Source organism: Amycolatopsis roodepoortensis, assembly GCF_014873915.1.
GTDB lineage: Bacteria > Actinomycetota > Actinomycetes > Mycobacteriales > Pseudonocardiaceae > Amycolatopsis > Amycolatopsis roodepoortensis.
On sequence record NZ_JADBEJ010000004.1, the window covers coordinates 856,116 to 877,185 of the forward strand.

At 69.1% G+C, this 21,070-nt stretch carries 16 protein-coding genes; 9 read left to right on the top strand and 7 right to left on the bottom strand.

Annotation, left to right across the window (positions count from 1 at the left end; all coding sequences use genetic code 11):
- Positions 1-1,554 carry a helix-turn-helix domain-containing protein gene (locus tag H4W30_RS14735; protein ID WP_192743344.1) on the top strand — a complete coding sequence of 518 codons (1,554 nt, stop codon included), beginning with the start codon at positions 1-3 and terminating at the stop codon, positions 1,552-1,554.
- A gap of 122 nt (positions 1,555-1,676) precedes the next feature.
- Here the strand turns inward: H4W30_RS14735 and H4W30_RS14740 are convergent, their stop codons facing one another.
- From H4W30_RS14740 to H4W30_RS14750, 3 genes are all read right to left on the bottom strand, one after another.
- Entirely contained in the window at positions 1,677-1,904 is a 228-nt protein-coding gene (locus H4W30_RS14740) for a hypothetical protein (protein WP_034309241.1), read from the bottom strand.
- Positions 1,905-1,996: 92 nt separating this feature from the next.
- Positions 1,997-2,416, bottom strand: coding sequence for a pyridoxamine 5'-phosphate oxidase family protein (locus H4W30_RS14745; RefSeq protein WP_192743345.1), 420 nt, complete (start codon positions 2,414-2,416; stop codon positions 1,997-1,999).
- Positions 2,416-3,357, bottom strand: coding sequence for a zinc-binding dehydrogenase (locus H4W30_RS14750; protein WP_192743346.1), 942 nt, complete (start codon positions 3,355-3,357; stop codon positions 2,416-2,418). Before H4W30_RS14750 ends, H4W30_RS14745 begins: the two co-directional genes overlap by 1 nt.
- Before the next feature lie 166 nt (positions 3,358-3,523).
- Here H4W30_RS14750 and ald point away from each other — a divergent pair, with 166 nt between their 5' ends.
- The 4 genes from ald (at position 3,524) to H4W30_RS14770 (ending at position 11,117) form a co-directional block, all read left to right on the top strand.
- Complete coding sequence (ald, locus tag H4W30_RS14755) at positions 3,524-4,639, top strand: alanine dehydrogenase (RefSeq protein ID WP_192743347.1); 1,116 nt, start codon at positions 3,524-3,526, stop codon at positions 4,637-4,639.
- Between the two features lie 595 nt (positions 4,640-5,234).
- Entirely contained in the window at positions 5,235-6,386 is a 1,152-nt protein-coding gene (locus H4W30_RS14760) for an ABC transporter ATP-binding protein (protein WP_192743348.1), read from the top strand.
- Positions 6,386-7,270, top strand: coding sequence for an ABC-2 transporter permease (locus H4W30_RS14765; RefSeq protein WP_005150670.1), 885 nt, complete (start codon positions 6,386-6,388; stop codon positions 7,268-7,270). The genes H4W30_RS14760 and H4W30_RS14765 overlap by 1 nt, the downstream gene beginning before the upstream one ends.
- 124 nt (positions 7,271-7,394) lie before the next feature.
- Positions 7,395-11,117: an ABC transporter ATP-binding protein gene (locus H4W30_RS14770; protein WP_192743349.1), complete on the top strand. Its 3,723-nt coding sequence runs from the start codon at positions 7,395-7,397 to the stop codon at positions 11,115-11,117.
- 357 nt (positions 11,118-11,474) lie between these two features.
- Here H4W30_RS14770 and H4W30_RS14775 read toward each other — a convergent pair whose 3' ends face one another.
- Complete coding sequence (locus tag H4W30_RS14775) at positions 11,475-11,786, bottom strand: hypothetical protein (protein ID WP_192743350.1); 312 nt, start codon at positions 11,784-11,786, stop codon at positions 11,475-11,477.
- 74 nt (positions 11,787-11,860) lie between these two features.
- On the opposite strand from H4W30_RS14775, the gene H4W30_RS14780 reads away from it, so the two are divergent.
- Entirely contained in the window at positions 11,861-12,430 is a 570-nt protein-coding gene (locus H4W30_RS14780; RefSeq protein WP_192743351.1) for a DUF4291 domain-containing protein, read from the top strand.
- Here H4W30_RS14780 and H4W30_RS14785 read toward each other — a convergent pair.
- Complete coding sequence (locus tag H4W30_RS14785; RefSeq protein ID WP_126735715.1) at positions 12,427-12,693, bottom strand: hypothetical protein; 267 nt, start codon at positions 12,691-12,693, stop codon at positions 12,427-12,429. The genes H4W30_RS14780 and H4W30_RS14785 overlap by 4 nt on opposite strands.
- A gap of 361 nt (positions 12,694-13,054) precedes the next feature.
- On the opposite strand from H4W30_RS14785, the gene H4W30_RS14790 reads away from it, so the two are divergent.
- Together H4W30_RS14790 and H4W30_RS14795 are read left to right on the top strand one after the other, a co-directional pair.
- Positions 13,055-16,786 (top strand): multifunctional oxoglutarate decarboxylase/oxoglutarate dehydrogenase thiamine pyrophosphate-binding subunit/dihydrolipoyllysine-residue succinyltransferase subunit, encoded by a 3,732-nt coding sequence (locus H4W30_RS14790; protein WP_192743352.1) that lies wholly within the window; start codon positions 13,055-13,057, stop codon positions 16,784-16,786.
- Positions 16,787-16,912: 126 nt separating this feature from the next.
- Complete coding sequence (locus H4W30_RS14795; RefSeq protein ID WP_192743353.1) at positions 16,913-17,701, top strand: SMP-30/gluconolactonase/LRE family protein; 789 nt, start codon at positions 16,913-16,915, stop codon at positions 17,699-17,701.
- On the opposite strand, the gene H4W30_RS14800 is transcribed toward H4W30_RS14795, so the two are convergent.
- Positions 17,698-18,414, bottom strand: coding sequence for a hypothetical protein (locus tag H4W30_RS14800; protein ID WP_192743354.1), 717 nt, complete (start codon positions 18,412-18,414; stop codon positions 17,698-17,700). The genes H4W30_RS14795 and H4W30_RS14800 overlap by 4 nt on opposite strands.
- Positions 18,415-18,546: 132 nt before the next feature.
- The gene (locus tag H4W30_RS14805) at positions 18,547-20,112 is read right to left on the bottom strand and encodes a S8 family peptidase (protein ID WP_192743355.1); all 1,566 of its coding nucleotides are present in this window, start codon (positions 20,110-20,112) and stop codon (positions 18,547-18,549) included.
- A 393-nt stretch (positions 20,113-20,505) separates the two neighbouring features.
- Between H4W30_RS14805 and H4W30_RS14810 the strand changes: the two genes are divergently transcribed.
- Positions 20,506-21,021, top strand: coding sequence for a GNAT family N-acetyltransferase (locus H4W30_RS14810; protein ID WP_192743356.1), 516 nt, complete (start codon positions 20,506-20,508; stop codon positions 21,019-21,021).
- Positions 21,022-21,070 lie beyond the last annotated feature (49 nt).

Consider the following 21,070-nt stretch of genomic DNA (forward strand, 5'->3'; position numbering starts at 1 on the left):
ATGGTTTCCGTGCGCAGTGTCGTCGACCGGGTGGGGCCGACGCTGTTGCACGCCCTTCAGGTCCCCGAAGAGTCCCCGGCCGTCGGCGACGTCGTCATCGCCGAACCCGGCAACACCCTCGCCGCGGGCGACCTCGTCCTCGGCGTCGCGATCAACGAAACGCCGGACGCCGCGGAACTCGTCCGGCTCAGCGCGGCCAAAGGCGCCGCCGCCGTCCTGCTGAAACCGCCGCTCGCGGCGAAACCTTCGGTGAAACGGGCGGCGAAATCGGCGGACATCGCGTTGATCGAGGTGCGCTCGGCGACGTCGTGGGCCCAGCTCGTCTGGCTGCTCAGGACGGTCCTCGACGCGCTGGCCGACGAGTCGGACGCGCTGGAGGACGGCGGCGGACCCGGTTCCGGTGACCTGTTCCGGCTCGCGGACGCCGTCGCTTCGGTGGTCGACGCGCCCGTGACCATCGAGGACACCAACTCGCGGGTGCTCGCCTACTCCGCCCGGCAGGACCTGACCGACTCGGCGCGCGTGTCCACGATCATGGGCCGCCGCATCCCCGACGACGTGCTCGCGCGGTTCCGGTCGCGAGGGGTGTTCCGCGAGCTTTCCCGCGGGCGGCAGACGATCTTCGTGCCCGCGCAGCGCGACGGCACCCTGCCCCGGCTCATCGTGCCGATCCGGATGGGCGGCGAGCTGCTGGGTTCGATGTGGGCGGTCGTCGCGGGCCCGGTCTCCGACGAACGCGCGGCCGCGTTCGCCGACGCGGCGCCCGTCGTCGCGCTGCACCTGCTGCGCCGCCGCGCGCACACCGATTCGCAACGCCGGGTCTCGGCCGAACTCCTGCGTGCCGTGCTGGAAGGGAAGGCCAGCCCGCGCAAGGCGATCGCGGAACTCGACCTCTCCGAGGAGCCGCACCGGGTCGTCGTCATCGAGGTCGCCGGTGGCGACGGCCGCGACGACGAGGGCCTGCGGCTCGCCCTCCTCGAACGGATCTCTCAAGGTGTCGGCAGGCGGCCGGTGGCCACCGAACTCGGCGGCGTGCTCTACGCGGTCGTCCCGGACGGCGACGGCTGGGACGAACTCCGGGCCGCGCTCGAAGCCCTGCCGTCGTCGAGGAAGGGCGGGACACCGCGGGCGGCCGCGGGGTCGGCCTGCGAAATCGGCGAACTCGCGACATCGCGACTTCAGGCCGACGAGGCGTTGGGGCTGCTCCGCGCGAAGCTGGTGCCCGGTCGCGTCGTGGTCTTCGACGAGGCGTGGACCGCCCTTTCACTGCATCGCGGGGCGACGGCGGCCAGTACCGCGAAGGTCGCCGAGCTCGGCCCGCTCGGCTTGCTGCGCGCGCACGACGAAACCCACGAGAGCGGCTACGTCGACACGCTCTACCAGTGGCTGCGCCATCCCGGTGACCCGCGCGCGGCCGCGAAGGAACTCCGGATCCATCCCAACACGCTGCGGTACCGGATGCGGCGGCTGCTCGACCTCGTCCCGCTGGACCTCGACGATCCCGACGTCCGGCTGGCGCTGCTCACGCAACTCGTTTCCCTGCGGTGGAGCTGATTCAACGACAAACTGTGCGACAACGAACACTTTGTAGTTCTACAAAACCGCGCCCAGACGTCAGGAAAGGGTCTTTCAGGACGAGAAAAATCTTGAAAGACCCTTTCCTGACATCCGACGGTTCAGTGCGCGCTGGCGCGATAACCGTCCTCAATGGTCTGCCGCACCGCGGCGAGCAGATCGGCACCGGGGTAAAGCGGCAAAAGAACACCGGGGCCGCCGTCGACCCGCAGCGCGGCTTCGTAGCCGTTTCCCGGGGTTTCGACCAGGCCCACGATGACATCTGCCGGATTGCCTTCGGTGTCGACGGTGCGGACACGCCGCTCCCGCCGCCAGTCCTGATTTGTCATGCGGAACAGAATGGCAGCTTACCGGCCAGTAAGATCAACATCTTGACTCGATCGTGCTGCATTTACCGTTTCGCAGGTTGCGCGGCCGTTCGTCATACCCGATACCCGAGGTCTTGGGCGACGAATCTCTTCGGCACCATCCGGACCCAGACCGTCCCTTTCACCTCGGGATCGTCATGCAGATAAGAACGAAACCGCGCATCCCATTCACGTTCGTCCCGGCCGAGGTACCGGCTCAGCAGCCGCCGTCCACGCGGGACATCGAACGGCAGCACCTCGGCTTCACCGCGCGCGAGCACTTGCCGCGCGAGGCCGGTGCCGACGTCGCACACGTCGACGGTCACCGCGATCGACGGCGATTCGCGGACGAGACCGGCCAGCCGCGCCCATGGCCCGGTGAGGATCCAGAAGGCCGGTTTCTCCCAGAGGTACCAGACCGGCCGCACGGTCGGCCCGGCCGCGGCGACCCTGGCGGTGAGCGGACCGGCGAGGAATTCGTCGACGTCGAACATCAGACCTCGAGCAAGGTCTTGCCGATCGCGCCACGCGACTGCATGACCGCGTGCGCGTCGGCCGCCCGGTCGAGCGGGAACCGTTGGCCGATCACGGGTTCCAGCCGTCCGGCGGCGGCTTCGGCGAGTGCCGACTCGGTGAACGCCCGCATCTCGGCCGGCCCGCCGAGCCCCCGGATCACGGTGACCCCGCGCGCGGCGGCGTCCTCTTCGGACACCTCCGTCCACGAGCCGCTCGACAGCCCGTAGATCAGCATTCGGCCGCCCGGCTTCAGCAACCCGAACGACGTCCGCCCGATCTCGCCGCCGACGCCGTCGAACACGACGTCGACCTCGCCCGCCTTCGCCGCCCAGCCCGGCTCACGGTAGTCGAGCGCCACATCCGCACCGTGTTCCCGGACGTGCTCGGTCTTCGCCGCACCCCCTGCCGCGCCGACGACCTCGGCGCCGGCCGCCTTGGCGAGCTGGACGACCAGCCCGCCGACGCCACCCGCCGCGGCTTCCACCAGCACGCGCTCGCCGGGGCGGATACGCGCGGCGGTCACCAGCGCGGTCGCCGTGCGGCCGTCGGCGAGGATCGCGACCGCGGCGTCGAGGGCCAGGCCGTCCGGCACCTCGAAGACACCGTCGGCGGCGACCGCGACCCGTTCCGCGTACGCGCCGGAACCGCCCGTCGAGGTGACGACGCGTGTGCCGACCAGACCGGGGTCGACCCCCTCCCCGGCCGCGCTGATCACGCCGCCGACGCCGTTGCCGGGGATCATCGGCAGCTCCGCGCGGAACGGCCCGCCCCCGCCTGCCCGGAACTGCGTCTCGACGAACGTGATGTTGGCGAACGCCACCTCGACCAGGACCTGGCCCGGTGCGGGCACCGGATTCGGGGCATCGCCCGCGACGAGCACTTCGGGCCCGCCGAACTCTTTCAACCACACGGCTCTCATGGGACCCAAGGTGCAAGCTCCAGTCGACTGGAGGTCAAGCGATTGTTCCCGCGAAACCATGATCGGTTCCCAACACTGTCGTCGCCGCACGATGACACCGCCGTCCGGGTGGCTCACCGTGAGTGGCAGCACCTTTGTTCGCAGACCCGCCGCCAGGAGGCCTTCCGTGCGTATCGCCGTCCCCCGTGAGATCAAGAAGCACGAATACCGGGTGGCGCTCACCCCGGCGGGCGTGCACGAACTGACCGGGCGCGGCCACGACGTCTTCGTCGAGACCGGCGCCGGCCTCGGCTCGTCCATCACCGACGAGGAGTACGTCACCGCGGGCGCGAAGATCCTCGCGACCGCGGAGGAGACCTGGGCCGAAGGCGAGCTCGTGCTCAAGGTCAAGGAGCCGATCGCCGAGGAGTACCCGCGGCTGCGCGCCAACCAGGTGCTGTTCACCTACCTGCACATCGCCGCGGACCGCCCGCTGACCGACGCGCTGCTGGCCGCGGGCACCACCGCGATCGCCTACGAGACGGTGCAGACCCCGAACCGCGCGCTGCCGCTGCTCGCGCCGATGTCCGAGGTCGCCGGACGGCTGGCCCCGCAGGTGGGCGCGTTCTCGCTGATGAAGCCGAGCGGCGGACGCGGTGTGCTGCCCGGCGGCATCCCCGGTGTGCACCCGGCGCGCGTGGTCGTCATCGGCGGCGGTGTCGCGGGCCTCAACGCGGCGCGGGTCGCGCTCGGCCTCGGCTCGGACGTCGAGATCCTGGACACGAACGTCGACCGGCTCCGTCAGATCGACAACGACTTCGGCGGCCGCATCCGCACGGTGACCTCGAACGCGCTGTCGGTGGAGCAGTCCGTGCTGGAGGCCGACATGGTCATCGGCGCGGTGCTCGTGCCCGGCGCGAAGGCGCCGAAGCTGGTCTCGAACGAGCTCGTTTCGCGGATGCGCCCGGGCAGTGTGCTGGTGGACATCGCGATCGACCAGGGCGGCTGCTTCGCCGACTCGCGGCCGACCACGCACGACGAGCCGACCTACAAGGTCCACGAGTCGGTGTTCTACTGCGTCGCGAACATGCCGGGCGCGGTGCCCCGGACGTCGACCTACGGGCTGACCAACGTGACGCTGCCGTACGCCGTGCAGTTGGCGGAGCACGGCTGGCTGAAGGCGCTGCAGGCCGACGCTTCGCTGGCGAAGGGCCTCAACACGCACGCGGGCGCGCTGACCAATGCCCCCGTCGCCGCCGCGCACGGCCTCCCGGCCACCGACCTGGCCGACGTCCTGGCCTGACCCCCACGCCACACCCCCACGCGAGGGGCCTTTGCCACCCCAGTGAGCAAAGGTCCCTCGCTCCTTTTATGGAGCGAGCTTCACACCGCTGGTCATCCATCTCACCAGGCCACGGCGCTCTGCGCCGTAGGCCACCACCCCGCCAACCGGCGCCGGCCGCGCCGCGGGGGTCCGGGGGGCTCGGCCCCCCGGGTGATACGACGAAGCCCCACCTTCGGGAAGACGCGCCAGCGTCGACCGAAGTGGGGCAAAGGGGCTGAGGGCGGCCCGCTCAACCAGCCTGGGGGTCACTGGGAGCGGGCCGCCTCCTCCATCGTAGGTAATAAGTCGCCGTCGCGCTGCATGAGGTCGCCATGTCTTCCGAATTATTTGTTCACCGGCCTCCTTCCTGGTCGGTGATTTTCCATGCTCGGCGGCGCATATCCGGTAGTCAGCGGCCATTCGGCGCAGCGACGGCTGCGCTGGAGGACGGGCTCGTCACCGTGCCGGACGTGACGAAGGTCGCTTTCGGCGGATTGACCCCTTCCTCGGGTGCGGGCTCACCCCGTGAGGCAGGATGTCGCGTGATCGGCCTTCGTCAACAAAAGGGGACGGTATGCACGACGGCAGTGGCCGCATCGCGGTGCAGAACCTGAGCAAGCAGTTCGGTGCGGTCAACGCGGTCCAGAATCTGAGCTTCACGGTGGAGCCCGGGTCGGTGACCGGCTTCCTGGGGCCCAACGGGGCCGGGAAGACCACGACGCTCCGGATGCTGCTCGGGCTGGTGACGCCCACGAACGGCACGGCGACCATCAACGGGCGCCCGCACGACCAGCTGGGGAATCCGGCGCGGGTCGTCGGTTCGGTGCTGGAGAACGAGGGCTTCCACCCGGGACGGACGGCGCGGAATCACCTGCGCGTGTACTCGGCGGCGATCGGGATGCCGGATCAGCGGGTGGACGAGGTACTGGGGCTGGTCGGCCTTTCGTCGGCGGCGGACCGCAAGGCGGGCGGGTTCTCGCTCGGTATGCGGCAGCGGCTGGCACTGGCGACGGCGTTGCTGGGGAACCCGCAGGTGCTGGTGCTGGACGAGCCGACGAACGGTCTCGACCCCGAGGGCATCCTGTGGCTTCGGAACTTCCTGCGCGCGTACGCGCGTGAGGGGCGCACGGTGCTGGTCTCGAGCCACCTGCTGAACGAGGTGGAGCAGACGATCGACCAGGTCGTGATCATCAGCCAGGGCATGACGCGCTACAACGGCTCGCTGGACCAGTTGCGCAAGAGCAACCAGTCCCGCGTGCTGGTTCAGTCGGCCGACGCGAACGGTCTCGTCTCCGCGTTGCAGGAGGCGGGAATCACGCAGGTCGCGCCGATGCCGGACGGCCGGGTCGCGGTCTCCGGCGCGACGGTGCAGCAGATCGGTGACATCTCCGCCAAGGCGAGCATCGCGGTCTACGGCATGCAGGAGGAGACCGCGGATCTGGAGCGGATGTTCTTCCAGCTGACGCAGGGTCAGTACGCCGCGCCGCCGCCCGGGTTCCAGCAGGGCCCGCCGCCGGGCTACCAGGGTCCGCCTCCGGGTTACCAGGGCCCGCCGCCCGGATATCAGGGGCCGCCTCCCGGCTACGCGCCGCAGAACACGCCGCCGCCTGGTTTCGCTCCGCCGCAGCAGCAGTTCCAGCAGCAGCAACCGCAGTATCAGCAGGCCCCGCCTCAGCAGCAGGCGCAGCAGCAGGGCCAGAACGAGGGCTGGGGAGGCCAGGGCTGATGGGCAACCTGATCAAGGCGGAGTTCCGCAAGACGCTCACGCTCAAGGCGTGGTGGGCGCTGATGATCCCCGCGGTGGTCTTCGCTTTCGCGTTCGCCCTGTTCTGGGGCATGGTCACCAACGACTTCAGCGACTTCCTCGGCCGCTCCGACACCCGTGAGCTGACCGAGGCGCTCGGCATCTCGACCGGCGAACTGCCCGTCGGGCTGCTCGCGCTCGGGCACGGCATCAACATCGGCACGATGATCCCGATCATCTTCGGTGTCTTCGCCCTCGCCGGCGAGTACACGAAGAAGACGATCACCACGACGTTCCTCACCGCCCCGAACCGGGTTTCGGCGTTGAGCGCGAAGATGATCACCTACATCGCCTGGGGCGCGATCTACGGCGTGATCATCGTGGGCGCGGCGAGCCTCGGCACCGTGATCACGGTCGACAGCCAGCGCCTGCCGACGGCGGGCCAGTGGCTGGGCGTGCTCGGCGCGGGTGTCCTCGCGACGATCCTGGCGACCCTGTTCGGCATCGGGGTCGGCGCGGTGTGGCGCAGCGTGGTCGGCAGCATCATCACGCTGACCATCTGGATGCTGGTGGTCGAGAACGTGCTGGTGTTCGTCATGTTCGGCGCCGCCGACATCACGTGGCTGGGCGGCGTCCTGCCGAACGGCACGGTCAACGGCATCGTGGGCGCCATCGGCGCCGAGGCGTTCGGTGCCGCCGGCGTGAAGGTGCCCGGCCTGCAGGACGAGACGGCGTGGGCGCTGCAGTACGCGGCCGGCGCGCCCGGCGCGTTCTCGTGGTGGGCCTCGGCGCTCATCTTCTTCGGCTGGACGATGATCTTCTTCCTCGCCGGCTGGGCCGTGAACCAGAAGAAGGACATCACCTAGGTCACACTCACACGTGACATGAAAGGCCCCTTCATCGCGAAATCCGCGATGAAGGGGCCTTTCATCGCGTTCGGCCCTGCGCGAACCGGCCGGTCCTGTCGGTGCGGACGCATAGGCTTGCGGGGTGACTACTGCTCCACCTCGTCCGCGTCAAGCCAGTCCGGCTCGTGAGACCGCCCCCGCGCCCACCGGAGGTTGGATCCGCCGCCTGGCCGCTTCGTGCTGGAAACATCCATGGCTGGTCGTGCTCTCGCTGGGCGCGGCCATCATCGGCGTCGGGCTGCAGGCCGCCGGTCCGCTGCTGATCCGCGAGGCGCTGGACGACGCCGTCGCGGGCGACACCTCCCGGCTCGGCCTGCTCGCCGCGGTGATGGCGGTGCTGCAGGTGCTGACCTTCGGCAACGCCTTCGCCCGCCGGTACGTCGGCGGGCGGCTGGCCCTCGACGTCCAGCACGATCTGCGCCGTCAGGTGTTCGGCGCGGTCTCCCGGCTCGACGGCGGCAAGCAGGACGCGCTGCGCACCGGCCAGGTCGCCTCCCGCGCGATCTCGGATCTGCAGCTGGTCACGTCGGTCCTGATGCAGGTGCCGCTTTCGGCGGGTTCGGTGATCTTCGCGCTGCTGTCCCTCGGCGCGATGCTGTGGATGTCCCCGACGCTGACGTTGATCGCGATGGTGGTCGCCCCGGCGATCGCGATCATCATGGCGGTAAGCCGGAAGCGGCTCTTCCCGGCGACGTGGGCGGCCCAGCAGCGCGCGGCCGACGTCGCGCAGCAGGTCGAGGAGACCGTCACCGGCGTACGCGTCGTGAAGGGCTTCGGCCAGGAAGCGCGCGAAGTCGCGAAGCTGGAGAAGACGGCGAAGAAGCTCTTCGCGGAACGCATGCGCGCGGCCCGGCTCTCGTCTCTGCCGACGGCCACGACGGCCGCATTGCCCGCGGCGGGTCAGGTCGCGGTGCTGGCAGTGGGTGGTGTCCTCGCGCTGAAGGGCGAAGTCAGCCTCGGCACCTTTCTGGCGTTCGCGACCTATCTGTCCATCCTGATCGGCCCGGCCAGGATGATCTCCAGCCTCGTCGTCCAGGCCCAGCTGACCAGGGCGGGCGCGGAACGGGTCAACGAACTGATCGACGCGCAGCCGGACGTCGTCGACAGCCCGGACGCGCAGCCGCTGCCCGAAGGCCCGCTCGGTGTCCGGCTGGAAGACGTCTCCTTCGGCTACACGCGGTCGGATCCCGTGCTCGACGGGCTCACCCTGGAGGCCCGGCCGGGCGAGACGCTCGCGCTGGTCGGCACGGCCGGGTCCGGCAAGTCGACGATCTCCCTGCTGCTCCCCCGGTTCTACGACGTGCACAGCGGCTCGGTCCAGGTCGGCGACCTCGACGTCCGCGACGTCCGGCAGCGAGACCTGCGCAGCGTCATCGGCGTGGTCTTCGAGGAGGCTTTCCTCTTCTCCTCCTCGGTACGCGACAACATCGCCTACGGCAGACCGGACGCGAGCGACGAGGAGATCCGCGCGGCCGCGCGGGCGGCGGAGGCGGACGAGTTCATCCAGCGCCTCCCCGACGGCTACGACACGCTCGTCGGCGAGCGCGGTCTCACGCTCTCGGGCGGGCAGCGGCAGCGGCTCGGTCTCGCCAGGGCGCTGATGACCGATCCGCGCGTGCTGGTCCTCGACGACGCGACGTCCGCCATCGACACGGTCACCGAGGCGGCGATCCACGACACGCTGCGTTCGGTCACCGCGAGCCGGACGACGCTGCTGATCGCGCACCGCCGCTCCACCCTCGCCCTCGCCGACCGGATCGCCGTGCTCGACAAGGGCCGCGTCGTCGACGTCGGCACCGAGGAGGAGCTGCTCGCGCGCTGCCCGCTGTTCCGCGAACTCGTCGCGGGTCCGGGTGACGACGTCGAGGAACCCCATCGCTGCGAGGGTCTCGACTGCGGTCCCGCCGGGATCACCCCCGCGTTGTGGCCGGAGCAGGACAAGGCCGACGAGCTGGCGGGCGAGCGGAAGGGCTCGGGCGGCGAATGGGACGTCGACCTGCCGCCGAGCCAGGAGCTCATCGATGGCGTCCGGAAACTGCCGCCCGCCACGGACGTCCCCCGCCTGCCGGGCACCGACGTCACCGCGCCCGAACCGAAGTTCCGCCTAGGCCGCCTGCTGAAACCGGTGCGCGCCCCGCTCGCCGTGGTGATCGGGCTGGTCGCGGCGGACGCGCTGGCCACCATCGCGATGCCCGCGCTGTACCAGTACGGCATCGACAGCGGGGTGCGTGCCGGGGCGGAGGCGGTGATCTGGCTGGCCGCCGGGATCGGCGCGCTGGTGATCCTCACGGACTGGCTGGTGGTCTACCTCCAGACCAGGATGACCGCGCGGGTCGGCGAGACGGTGCTGTATTCGCTGCGCGTCCGCAGTTACGCCCATCTGCAACGGCTCGGGCTCGACTTCTACGAACGCGAACTGTCCGGGAAGATCATGACCCGGATGACCACCGACGTCGACGCGCTTTCGACGTTCCTGCAGACCGGTGTCGCGCAGGCCGTGGTGAGCGCGCTGACCCTGGTCGGGATCGCGGCGGCGCTGATGATCACCGACATCGGCCTGGCGGCGTACGCGCTCGCGGTGCTGCCGATCCTCATCGTGGCGACGGTGATCTTCCGCCGGGCGTCGTCCAAGGCGTACACCGAGGCCCGGGAGCGGGTCAGTGTCGTCAACGCGGACATGCAGGAGAACGTGAACGGGCTGCGGGTCGCGCAGGCGTACACGCGCGAGGAGCGGACAGCGGAGAAGTTCGCCTCACGCAGCGACGAGTACCGGCGTTCGCGGCTGCGTGCCCAGCGCTATGTCGCGACGTACTTCCCTTTCGCGGCAATGCTTTCCGGCTTGGCCGAAGTGGTCGTGCTGATCGTCGGCGCGAACCGGGTCGCGGCGGGCACACTGTCGGCCGGTGTACTGGTGGCGTTCCTGCTCTACCTCGGCCAGTTCTTCTCGCCGATCCAGCAGCTGTCCTCGGTGTTCGACGGCTACCAGCAGGCGCGGGTCGGCCTGACGCGTATCGGTGATCTGCTGCGTACGCCGACTTCCGTTCCGGCGGCGGAGAACCCGGTGCCGGTCCCGGAGCGGCTGCGGGGCGAGGTCTCCTTCAAGGATGTCGATTTCGCTTACACCGCAACGGATGATCCCGCGCTCAAGCAGCTGACGCTGGAGGTCGCGCCCGGGGAGACCGTCGCCTTGGTCGGTGCGACGGGCGCCGGGAAGTCGACGGCGGTGAAGCTCGTCGCGCGTTTCTACGACGCGACAGCCGGTGTGGTCCGGATCGACGGCACCGACATCCGCGAGTACGACCTGGGCGCCCTGCGCACGCGAATGGGCGTGGTGCCCCAGGAAGCGCATCTGTTCTCGGGGACCGTCGCGGACAATGTGCGCTACGGCAGGCCTTCCGCGACGGACGCGGAGGTCGAGGAAGCGGTGCGGTCCGTCGGCGCGCTCGACGGTGTCGCCGCGCTTCCGGCCGGTTTCCACCAGCCCGTCGGTGAACGCGGACGGTCTCTTTCGGCCGGGCAACGGCAACTCGTCGCCCTCGCCCGCGCCGAACTCGTGGACCCGGACGTCCTCCTGCTCGACGAGGCGACCGCGGCGCTGGACCCGTCCACCGAAGCCGCCGTCCTGCGCGCGACGGAACAGCTCGCGCGCCGCCGCACGACCTTCGTGGTCGCGCACCGCCTCGCCACCGCCGCCAAGGCGGACCGGATCGTGGTGCTGGACCACGGCCGGATCATCGAACAGGGCACGCACGCGGACCTGGTCGCGGCGAACGGCCACTACGCGCGCCTTTGGTCCCTCGGCTGAGCGTGAAGGACGGTCGTGTCTCAGGTACCTCCTTCGCGTGACTGAACGGACGACACACGTGCTGGGAGGGACGGCACACGTGATCGGGCGGTCGACTCGTGGCGGAACCACGCCACGCTCGTGTCGTCCGCCCAATCACACGTGTCGTCCGTTCAGCCACGCGTGTCGTCCGTTCAGCCACGCGTGTCGTCCCCCTGATCACACGTGTCGTCCGTCTGATCACCCGTGCCGTCCGCCCAATCACGCGAAACTGCCGTCACCCACCCGGAAACGCGGCTCCGGCGGAGGCGTTGCGAAAGCCACTTTCGCAACCTTCAACGTTGCGAAAGTGGCTTTCGCAACCACCGCCAACGCCGCTCACGCAGCGACGAGGTCCAGCTGGAATTGCGCCCCCGGAGCCGACGGCTCCCACCCACGAGCCAGCGCCAGCCGGATGGCCCGTTCGACATCCGAAGGCAGCACGGCCTTCGACGGCACCCCCATGTAGTTCAACGGGTGCGCGTGATCCGTCCGGACCACCAGCACCGCACCCCGCGCGTCCTCCAATTCCACCCCGTACGAAAGGAAACACCCACCGTCCTGTGCGTAGGTGGGCTTCCGCCGGACGATCCACCGGTAAGCGGCGTCGTCGACGACGATCCGTCGCGATCCCTTGCGCAGCAATGCCATGAAGCCAGCATGAACCGGCGGGCAAGGGAATTTCGGTCGCCCGCATCCAAAGCAGCTGTCACGCTGTACGGGAAATGAAAGAAGAGATCCCGGCACGGCAGATCCGCGCCGTACACACCGAAACCACGATCCGCGTCTATCAGGCGTACTCGCCGGCCATCGCCGACGCCGCGCTGAAGGCGGGCACCTTCGTGCCGCCGTTCAAACGCGAACGCATGACCTGGATCAAGCCGTCCTTCCTCTGGATGGCGTACCGCTGCGGCTGGGCGGCGAAGCCCGGCCAGGAGCGCGTACTCGCCCTCGACATCACTCGCGAGGGTTTCGCCTGGGCGCTCGAACACGCGGCGCTCAGCCACTACGACCCCGACGTCCACCCCGACCGGAAGACGTGGCAGGACGAGGTCAAGGCCAGCCCGGTCCGCATCCAGTGGGATCCGGAACGCGGCATCCGGCTCGGCGCGCTGAAGCACCGTTCGCTCCAGATGGGCCTGAGCGGCGAAGCCGTCGATCGCTATGTCGACAAGTGGATCACGGCGGTCACCGACGTCACCCCGCTCATGCGCGAGGTCGGCGCCCTGGTCGCGGCGAACCGCATCGAAGACGCCGAAGCCCTGCTACCCGCGGAGCGCCCGTACCCCGGCTAAGGCCGCCACTTGAGGCCGCTCATCCCGGCGACCTCGAGGTCCTGGGGCGAAGCCCAGCGGACGGTCCCCGGCCGGACGTGCACCCCGGCCGTCACCGTCCAGTCCGGCTCGTCGGGCTCGACGTGCTCCATCTCCTTGAAGTCGTCGAGCGTCGGCCAGACCGCCGAGCACGAGTCGCACATCAGCACGACCTTGCCGGACTCGGTGACCAGCGGGCGCACGCGCCCCTCGTCCCAGAACGACGGGCACTCGTCGAGCCACATCGGCTGCCACCACCTCGCGGGCGATCGGCGGCCGGCACGACACCGGCCGCATCCTCCACCCAGCGAAACCCCCCGACGTGAACTCCAGGCTGTCCGGGCACGACGACCCAGCCAACCTTTACCGACGGGACAGTGACCTGACCTGCACGGACGGTGAAAGTGACAGCAAAGGTCCCTTGCTCCCCCGCCGGAGGCGGACCGGGCCGGATTTCGGTCTCTTGATCGAGACAGTGACCCATCACCTAGTGCGCCACGCCTCACACAGGCCAGTTCCATCACACGGCTGCGACCGAGGGGGTTAGCCTGGTAGGCGCATCAGCGGTGTTCAAGATCTCGAGACGGATAGAGGCGAGTCCAAGCCGTGTCCAGCAGCAGCCCTGCGTCACAATTCGGCCCCAACGAGTGGGTCGTCGAGGAAATGTACGACCAGTTCCTTGCCGACCCCAGCTCAGTCGATGCCGCCTGGCACGACTTCTTCGCGGACTTCAAGCCAACGCAGGACGCGCAGGCGAAGGCTGACGACGCACGTCAGACCTCTGCGGAGGGAAGCGCGGACGCCAACGGCCAGGCCGCCAAGCCGACGCCGCAGACGGTCCGCAACGCCGAGTCCGCCGCGAAGCAGACCGCCCCGGCGAAGGCTGCGCCGAAGACGGCCCCGAAGACCGAGGCGAAGGCGGCGGCGCCCAAGGCCGCGCCCAAGGCGGCCGAGAAGACGGCCGAGAAGGCCCCCGCCAAGCCCGCCGAGAAGGACGCCGAGCCGGAGTCGAAGCAGCTCCGCGGCGCCGCGGCGGCGATCGCGAAGAACATGGACGCCTCGCTGTCCGTGCCGACGGCCACGAGTGTGCGCGCCGTCCCGGCGAAGCTGATGGCCGACAACCGCATCGTCATCAACAACCACCTCAAGCGCACGCGCGGCGGCAAGATCTCCTTCACGCACCTCATCGGGTACGCGATGGTCCGCGCGCTGAAGAACTTCCCGAACATGAACCGGCACTACCAGCTGATCGACGGGAAGCCGTTCGCGGTCACGCCGGAGCACGTGAACTTCGGTCTCGCGATCGACATGAAGGGCAAGGAAGGCGCCCGCACGCTCGTCGTGGCCTCCATCAAGGCCACCGAGAACATGACCTTCATGCAGTTCTGGCAGGCCTACGAGGAGATCGTCAAGAAGGCCCGCAACGGCAAGCTGACCGCCGACGACTTCGCCGGCACCACGATCTCGCTGACCAACCCCGGCGGCATCGGCACCAACCACTCGGTGCCGCGCCTGCAGGCGGGCCAGGGCGCGATCATCGGCGTCGGCGCCATGCAGTACCCGGCGCACTTCGAGGGCACCAGCGAGAAGGCCCTGGTCGACCTCGGCGTCTCCAAGATCATGACGCTGACCTCGACGTACGACCACCGCATCATCCAGGGCGCGGAGTCGGGCGAGTTCCTCAAGCGCATCCACGAGCTGCTGCTCGGCGAGGACGGCTTCTACGACGACGTCTTCACCAGCCTGCGCCTGCCGTATGAGCCGATCCGCTGGGTCGCCGACATCCCGGACGGCCCGGTCGACAAGACCGCGCGCGTCATCGAGCTGATCGACGCCTTCCGCATGCGCGGTCACCTGATGGCCGACACCGACCCGCTGAACTACCGGCAGCGCAGCCACGCCGACCTCGACGTCCTCTCCCACGGCCTGACCCTGTGGGACCTGGACCGCGAGTTCCCGGTCGGCGGCTTCGCCGGCCAGGAGCGGATGAAGCTGCGCGACATCCTCGGCGTCCTGCGCAACTCGTACTGCCGCACCGTCGGCATCGAGTACACGCACATCCTCGACCCCGAGGAGCGCCGCTGGATCCAGGACCGCGTCGAGATCCCGCACGAGAAGCCGGACCCCGCCGTCCAGAAGTACGTGCTCTCGAAGCTCAACGCCGCCGAGGCGTTCGAGACCTTCCTGCAGACCAAGTACGTCGGCCAGAAGCGGTTCTCCCTCGAAGGCGGCGAGACGGCGATCCCGCTGCTCGACACGCTGCTGGACAAGGCCGCCGAGCACGAGCTCGACGAGGTCGTCATCGGCATGCCGCACCGCGGCCGCCTGAACGTGCTCGCGAACATCGTCGGCAAGCCGATCGCGCAGATCTTCCAGGAGTTCGAGGGCAACCTCGACCCGGGCCAGGCGCACGGTTCCGGTGACGTGAAGTACCACCTCGGCGCCGAGGGCAAGTACTTCCGCATGTTCGGCGACGGCGAGACCAAGGTGTCGCTGACCGCGAACCCGTCGCACCTGGAGACCGTCGACCCGGTCCTCGAGGGCATCGTCCGCGCGAAGCAGGACATCCTCGACAAGGGCGGCGAGGGTTTCACCGTCCTCCCGGTCCTGATGCACGGCGACGCGGCCTTCGCCGGCCAGGGTGTCGTGGCCGAGACCTTGAACCTGGCGCTGCTGCGCGGCTACCGCACCGGCGGCACCGTGCACGTCATCGTCAACAACCAGGTCGGCTTCACCACCGCGCCCGAGCACTCGCGGTCGAGCCAGTACGCCACCGACGTCGCGAAGATGATCGGCTCCCCGATCTTCCATGTGAACGGCGACGACCCCGAGGCCGCGCACTGGGTGGCCAAGCTGGCCGTCGACTACCGCCAGGCGTTCCACAAGGACGTCGTGATCGACCTGATCTGCTACCGCCGCCGCGGCCACAACGAGGGCGACGACCCCTCGATGACGCAGCCGGCGATGTACGACATCATCGACACGAAGCGTTCGGTCCGGAAGACCTACACCGAATCGCTGATCGGCCGCGGCGACATCTCCGTCGAAGAGGCCGAGGCCGCGTTGCGCGACTTCTCCAGCCAGCTGGAGCACGTCTTCAACGAGGTCCGCGAGCTGGAGAAGCACCCGGCGAAGGCCAGCCCCTCGGTCGAGGAGGAGCAGCAGGTCCCGGCGAAGGTGCCCACGGCGACCACCACCGAGGTCATCGAGCACATCGGCGACGCGTTCCTCAACGTGCCCGAGGGCTTCACCCCGCACCCGCGGGTCAAGCCGGTCATGGAGCGCCGCCACAAGATGTCCCGCGAAGGCGGCATCGACTGGGCGTTCGGTGAGCTGCTCGCCTTCGGTTCGCTGGCCATGGAAGGCCGCCTCGTGCGGCTGTCCGGCCAGGACTCCCGCCGCGGCACCTTCACCCAGCGCCACTCGGTGCTGATCGACCGCAAGACCGGCCAGGAGTACTCGCCGCTGCAGAACCTGGCCGAGGGCCAGGGCCGCGTGATGATCTACGACTCGGCGCTGTCGGAGTACGCGGCGGTCGGCTTCGAATACGGCTACTCCGTGGCCAACTCCGAAGCGCTGGTCATGTGGGAAGCGCAGTTCGGTGACTTCGTCAACGGCGCGCAGACCGTCATCGACGAGTACATCTCCTCCGGCGAGGCCAAGTGGGGCCAGCTCTCCGACGTCGTGCTGCTGCTGCCGCACGGCCACGAGGGCCAGGGCCCGGACCACACCTCCGGCCGCATCGAGCGCTTCCTCTCGCTGTGCGCGGAGGGCTCGATGACCGTCGCGGTCCCGTCGACCCCGGCGAACTACTTCCACCTGCTCCGCCGTCACGCGCTCGACGGAGTCAACCGGCCGCTGGTGGTCTTCACCCCCAAGTCGATGCTGCGCAACAAGGCGGCGACCTCGGCGGTCGAGGACTTCACCGGCCAGTCGAAGTTCATGTCGGTCATCGACGACGCCGATGTCGACCCGTCGAAGGTGCGCAAGGTCCTGCTGACCTCGGGCAAGCTGTACTGGGAGCTGGTGGCCGAGCGCGCCAAGCGCGAGGCGAACGACATCGCGATCGTGCGGGTCGAGCAGTACTACCCGCTGCCGAAGAAGAAGCTGCTGGCGGCGCTCGAGCGCTACAACGGCGCTCCCGCGGTCTGGGTCCAGGAGGAGCCGGAGAACCAGGGCGCGTGGCCGTTCTTCGGCCTGAACCTGCCGCGGAAGCTCCCGGAGGTGTTCTCCAGCCTGGACGTCGTGTCGCGTCGTCCGATGGCGGCGCCGTCGGCCGGTTCGTCCAAGGTGCACGAGGTCGAGCAGAAGGCGCTGATCGCGCGGGCCTTCGACTGATCGCCTAGAAGTACATGAAGGCCCCCTTCCTTGCGCCTGTCGCAAGGAAGGGGGCCTTCATGTATTTGGGGTGTCGAAAACGGCGAGTCCCGTTCGTGTAGTGGGCAAACGACCGAAGGAGACACCATGAACACCCTGCTCGACGGCCTCAAGCTCCCCGAATCCGCCCGCTGGCACGACGGCCGTCTCTGGCTGGCGAACTGGGGCGGCGGCCAGATCCTCGCCGTCACGCCGGATGGCGAGAGCCAACTGATCGCGAACGTGCCGACCGCGATGCCGCTCACCTTCGACTGGCTCCCCGACGGCCGCCTGCTCATCGTCGACGGCCCGAACGCCCGCCTGCTCAACGCGGATCTGAGCACCTACGCGGACCTGAGCCCGGTCGCCTCCCTCTGGAACGAAGTCGTGGTCGACGGCCGCGGCAACGCGTTCGTCAACGGAATGAACGACTTCCAGGCGCCCGGCGTCATCGCCGTCGTCACCCCGGACGGCGAAGTACGCCAGGTCGCCGACGGCATCCTGTTCGGCAACGGCATGGCCGTCGCCCCCGACGGCGGAACGCTGATCGTCGCCGAGTCGTACGGCTGCAGGCTCACCGCGTTCGACATCGCCGAGGATGGCTCGCTGTCCGGCAGGCGGGTGTGGGCCGACCTCGGCGGCGACCACCCGGACGGCATCTGCCTCGATGCCGACGGTGCGGTCTGGTACGCGGACGTGGCGGCCAAGCACTGCGTCCGCGTCCGCGAAGGAGGCGAAGTACTTCAGAAGGTCGAGTCCGACCGAGGCTGCTTCTCCTGCACGCTCGGCGGCGAGGACGGGCGTTCGCTCTACGTCCTCACCGCCGAGTGGCACGGCTGGGAGAACCCGTTCGGCGACGGGCCGACCGGGCAGGTCCAGGTCACCGAAATCGGCTAGCCGATCGCCTCGGAGGTCGCCTTGGCCATCTTCAGGGCGTTCTCCTTGCACACCGTCTGGTTGACCGTGCCGGACGGGTCGGGGCCGGTCACGATGATCTCGCCCTCGACGTTGCCCTGGTAGAACTTGATCTGGCACTGGCTCGACGAGTCGAGCTTGGTGTGCACGGCCTTGGTCGCCTTCGCCATGCTGGGGATGAGCACGCCGCCGTCGGTCACGGCGTTCTCGACCCCGGCCTTGGCCCACTCCTCCCCGGCACCCGAGCCCGGCTCCTTCGACTTCGACAGGTACATCGAGACGGTCGCCGAAGGCGCGTTGGGCTCACGCCAGCTGCAGGACGAACGGGTGTAGGTGATGTCGTCGTTCGACGTGCTCGCCGGCTCCTCGCCCTTCGGCGTTTCGAGCGGCGGCAGGTTCCGGATCTTGCTCCCGATCCGCTCGCAGGCGGGCATGGAGGTGTACTTGTCCGGCGGGCCGGTCTTCTTGGACGACGTCGGCGCCGCGGTCGGCGACGAACCGGAGTCGGACAGCAGCAGGAAGGCCGCGACCCCGCCACCGCCGAGCAGCACCACCGCGCCGATGACCAGACCGACGACGAGCCCGGTGTTCGACTTCTTGGGCGGCGGGCCGTATCCGGGCGGCGGGTATCCCGGATATCCCTGCGGCGGATACGGCTGCTGAGGTCCCTGCTGATAGGGCGGTCCGGGCTGCATGCGGAGAGGGTAAAGCCTCGCGAAGGTCCTTAGTGGACGAACGCCGCAACTGGGCGCCGAATCACTCTCCGGCGACGGGAAGGCCCCCTTCCCAGCAGGAGGAAGGGGGCCTTCACGCACTCCAGGGGTGGATCAGACGGTCAGCGACCAGCTGTTGAGGGAGCCGGTGTCGACCCGGTAGACGTCCTGGACCTTCAGCTTCCAGGCACCGTTGGCGGCCTCGGACGAGACGTTGGCGGTGTAGGTGGTGTTGATGTTGTCGGACGAGTCGTTGCTCGAGTTCTTCAGGCGGTACGAGCTGCCGTCCGGCGCGACCAGGTCGATGACGAGGTCACCGACGTAGGTGTGCGTGATGTTCACCGCGACCTTGGTGGTGGCCGAGGCGTTGCGGGCGCAGTTCGCGACGGTGATCGTGCTGGTCACCGCGGCACCGGCGTCGGGGATGGCGACGACGCCGCTGTTGGTCTGCGTGCCACAGGGGGTGGGCTCGGGGCCGGGGCCACCGCCCGCGCCGGTGTAGAGCAGCACGTTCGGCGAACCGGTGCCCGGGTTGGTCACCTTGTCCTTGGTGCCGTTGGCGACCAGCGCGTCACGGACCTGCTTCGGCGTCGCCGACGGGTTGGCGGAGGCGTACAGGGCCGCCGCGCCCACGACGTGCGGGGTCGCCATCGAGGTACCGCTGATGGTGTTGGTGCCGTTGTTCAGCCACGTCGACGTGATACCGCTGCCCGGCGCGAAGATGTCGAGGCAGGTGCCGATGTTGGAGAAGCTCGACCGCGCGTCCGTGTTCGTCGTCGAGCCGACGGTGATCGCTTCCGGCGTGCGGGCGGGCGAGACGTTGCACGCGTTGGCGCCGGTGTCGTTACCGGCCGCGACACCGTAGGTGATGCCCGCCGCGATCGACCGCTGGACGGCCTGGTCGAGCGTTGTCGAAGCGCCGCCACCGAGGCTCATGTTCGCGACGGCGGGCTTGACGGCGTTCGCGGTCACCCAGTCGACACCGGCGATGACGCCGGCGGTCGTCCCGGAACCGGAGCAGTTCAGCACGCGGACGGCGACGAGCTTGACGCCCTTGGCCAGACCGTGCGCGGTACCGCCGATGGTGCCGGCGACGTGGGTGCCGTGACCCTGGCAGTCCGTGGCGTCGTTGTCGTTGTCGACGGTGTCACGGCCGTGGGTCGCGCGCCCGCCGAAGTCGGGGTGCGTGGTGAGGATGCCGGTGTCGACGACGTACGCGGTGACGTTCGACGCCGTGGTGCTGTAGCTGTACTTCTGGTTGAGCGGAAGGCTCTGCTGGTCGACCCGGTCCAGGCCCCACGACGGCGGGTTCAGCTGGTCCGCCGAGATCGAGACGGTCTGGTTCTGCTCCACGTAGGCGACGGCGGGGTCGGCGGCGACGCGCTTCGCCTGCTTTTCGGTCAGCGCGCCGGAGAAACCACGGACAGAAGACGCGAAGGTCTTCTCGACCGTGCCGCCGTGGCGCTGGGTCACGCTCTTCGCGGTGGCTTCGACCGACGAGCCGTCCTTCAGCACGACGATGTAGCTGTCCTTGATGGCCTTGTCGCTACCCGCGTTGACGATCGAACCCTCGGCCGCCGACGCGACGGTGGTGCCGCCCAGCGCCGTCAGCACGGCGACGGCCGCGGCCACACCGAAGGCGGGCAGTCGTCTCTTCAAGGTTCCCAGGGAATTGTTCAAGATATTCCTCCCAGGCAGGGTCGACCCACGGACATGAAGAAGCCCGCCGGATCGTTGGGGTGACTCAGAGGTGAAGCGCGTTCCACTTAGGAGCGCAGGCTGAGACTAAGTGGCGGATTCACCCCAAGGAAGACCTTGCATTACGGACATCCCGGTAGTAATGGACGCCCCGTCGACGCAGTTCGGGCACCGTTCGGCCCCGGCCTTTAGTCGCGTTTTACCGCCGTACGGCCCACGAAGAATTGGGGTTCCGCACATCTGGTGGTCGTTTTCCGTCCCCTCGGCCGTTTCAACGCCGTGGAAGTACACACGGATGGCCGCCTACTAAAGTCGCGACCTCGGACGGCGGAAATCGATTTCCATCCTACCTTCGGATGGAGCACACTCGTGCGCATGCTGCTCCGACAGGAAACCCCGGCCGACCGCGAGGCGATCCACGCCGTCCATCTGGCCGCGTTCGAGAAACTCAGTGTCCCGGTGGTCGAGGCGAAACTCGTCGACGAACTGCGGGAGGACGGCGACCTCATCGGCGCACTGTCCATCGTGGCCGAACGCGACGGGGAGGTCGTCGGGCACGTCTGCTGCAGCCCGGCCAAGCTCGGCTCCGACGAGAAGTCGACGGTCGGTCTCGGCCCGCTCGGGGTCCTGCCCCAGTACCACGGTTCGGGCGCCGGCTCCGCGCTCGTGCACGCCGTTCTCGGCGCGGCGGACGCGCTCGGTTACGGCGCCGTGGTCCTGCTGGGCGACCCGAACTACTACTCCCGCTTCGGTTTCGTGCTCGCCGCACAGCACGGGATCACGCCGCCGGTCGCGGAATGGGCGCCGCACTTCCAGGTCCGCACCCTTCGCGCGTACACGCCCGCTCTCCAGGGCGAGTTCCGCTACTCGCCCGCTTTCGACCGCCTCTAGCCCTCCCGCATTTCGTCCTCTGGATGCGGTAGTCGCACGCGCAAGGAGC

Excerpts from the sequence above, each read along its gene's own strand:
- H4W30_RS14735 (WP_192743344.1), top strand. The coding sequence starts at position 1 with ATGGTTTCCGTGCGCAGTGTCGTCGACCGGGTGGGGCCGACGCTGTTG.
- H4W30_RS14740 (WP_034309241.1), bottom strand. The coding sequence starts at position 1,904 with ATGACAAATCAGGACTGGCGGCGGGAGCGGCGTGTCCGCACCGTCGAC.
- H4W30_RS14745 (WP_192743345.1), bottom strand. The coding sequence starts at position 2,416 with ATGTTCGACGTCGACGAATTCCTCGCCGGTCCGCTCACCGCCAGGGTC.
- H4W30_RS14750 (WP_192743346.1), bottom strand. The coding sequence starts at position 3,357 with ATGAGAGCCGTGTGGTTGAAAGAGTTCGGCGGGCCCGAAGTGCTCGTC.
- H4W30_RS14760 (WP_192743348.1), top strand. The coding sequence starts at position 5,235 with ATGCACGACGGCAGTGGCCGCATCGCGGTGCAGAACCTGAGCAAGCAG.
- H4W30_RS14765 (WP_005150670.1), top strand. The coding sequence starts at position 6,386 with ATGGGCAACCTGATCAAGGCGGAGTTCCGCAAGACGCTCACGCTCAAG.
- H4W30_RS14775 (WP_192743350.1), bottom strand. The coding sequence starts at position 11,786 with ATGGCATTGCTGCGCAAGGGATCGCGACGGATCGTCGTCGACGACGCC.
- H4W30_RS14780 (WP_192743351.1), top strand. The coding sequence starts at position 11,861 with ATGAAAGAAGAGATCCCGGCACGGCAGATCCGCGCCGTACACACCGAA.
- H4W30_RS14785 (WP_126735715.1), bottom strand. The coding sequence starts at position 12,693 with ATGTGGCTCGACGAGTGCCCGTCGTTCTGGGACGAGGGGCGCGTGCGC.
- H4W30_RS14795 (WP_192743353.1), top strand. The coding sequence starts at position 16,913 with ATGAACACCCTGCTCGACGGCCTCAAGCTCCCCGAATCCGCCCGCTGG.
- H4W30_RS14800 (WP_192743354.1), bottom strand. The coding sequence starts at position 18,414 with ATGCAGCCCGGACCGCCCTATCAGCAGGGACCTCAGCAGCCGTATCCG.
- H4W30_RS14810 (WP_192743356.1), top strand. The coding sequence starts at position 20,506 with ATGCTGCTCCGACAGGAAACCCCGGCCGACCGCGAGGCGATCCACGCC.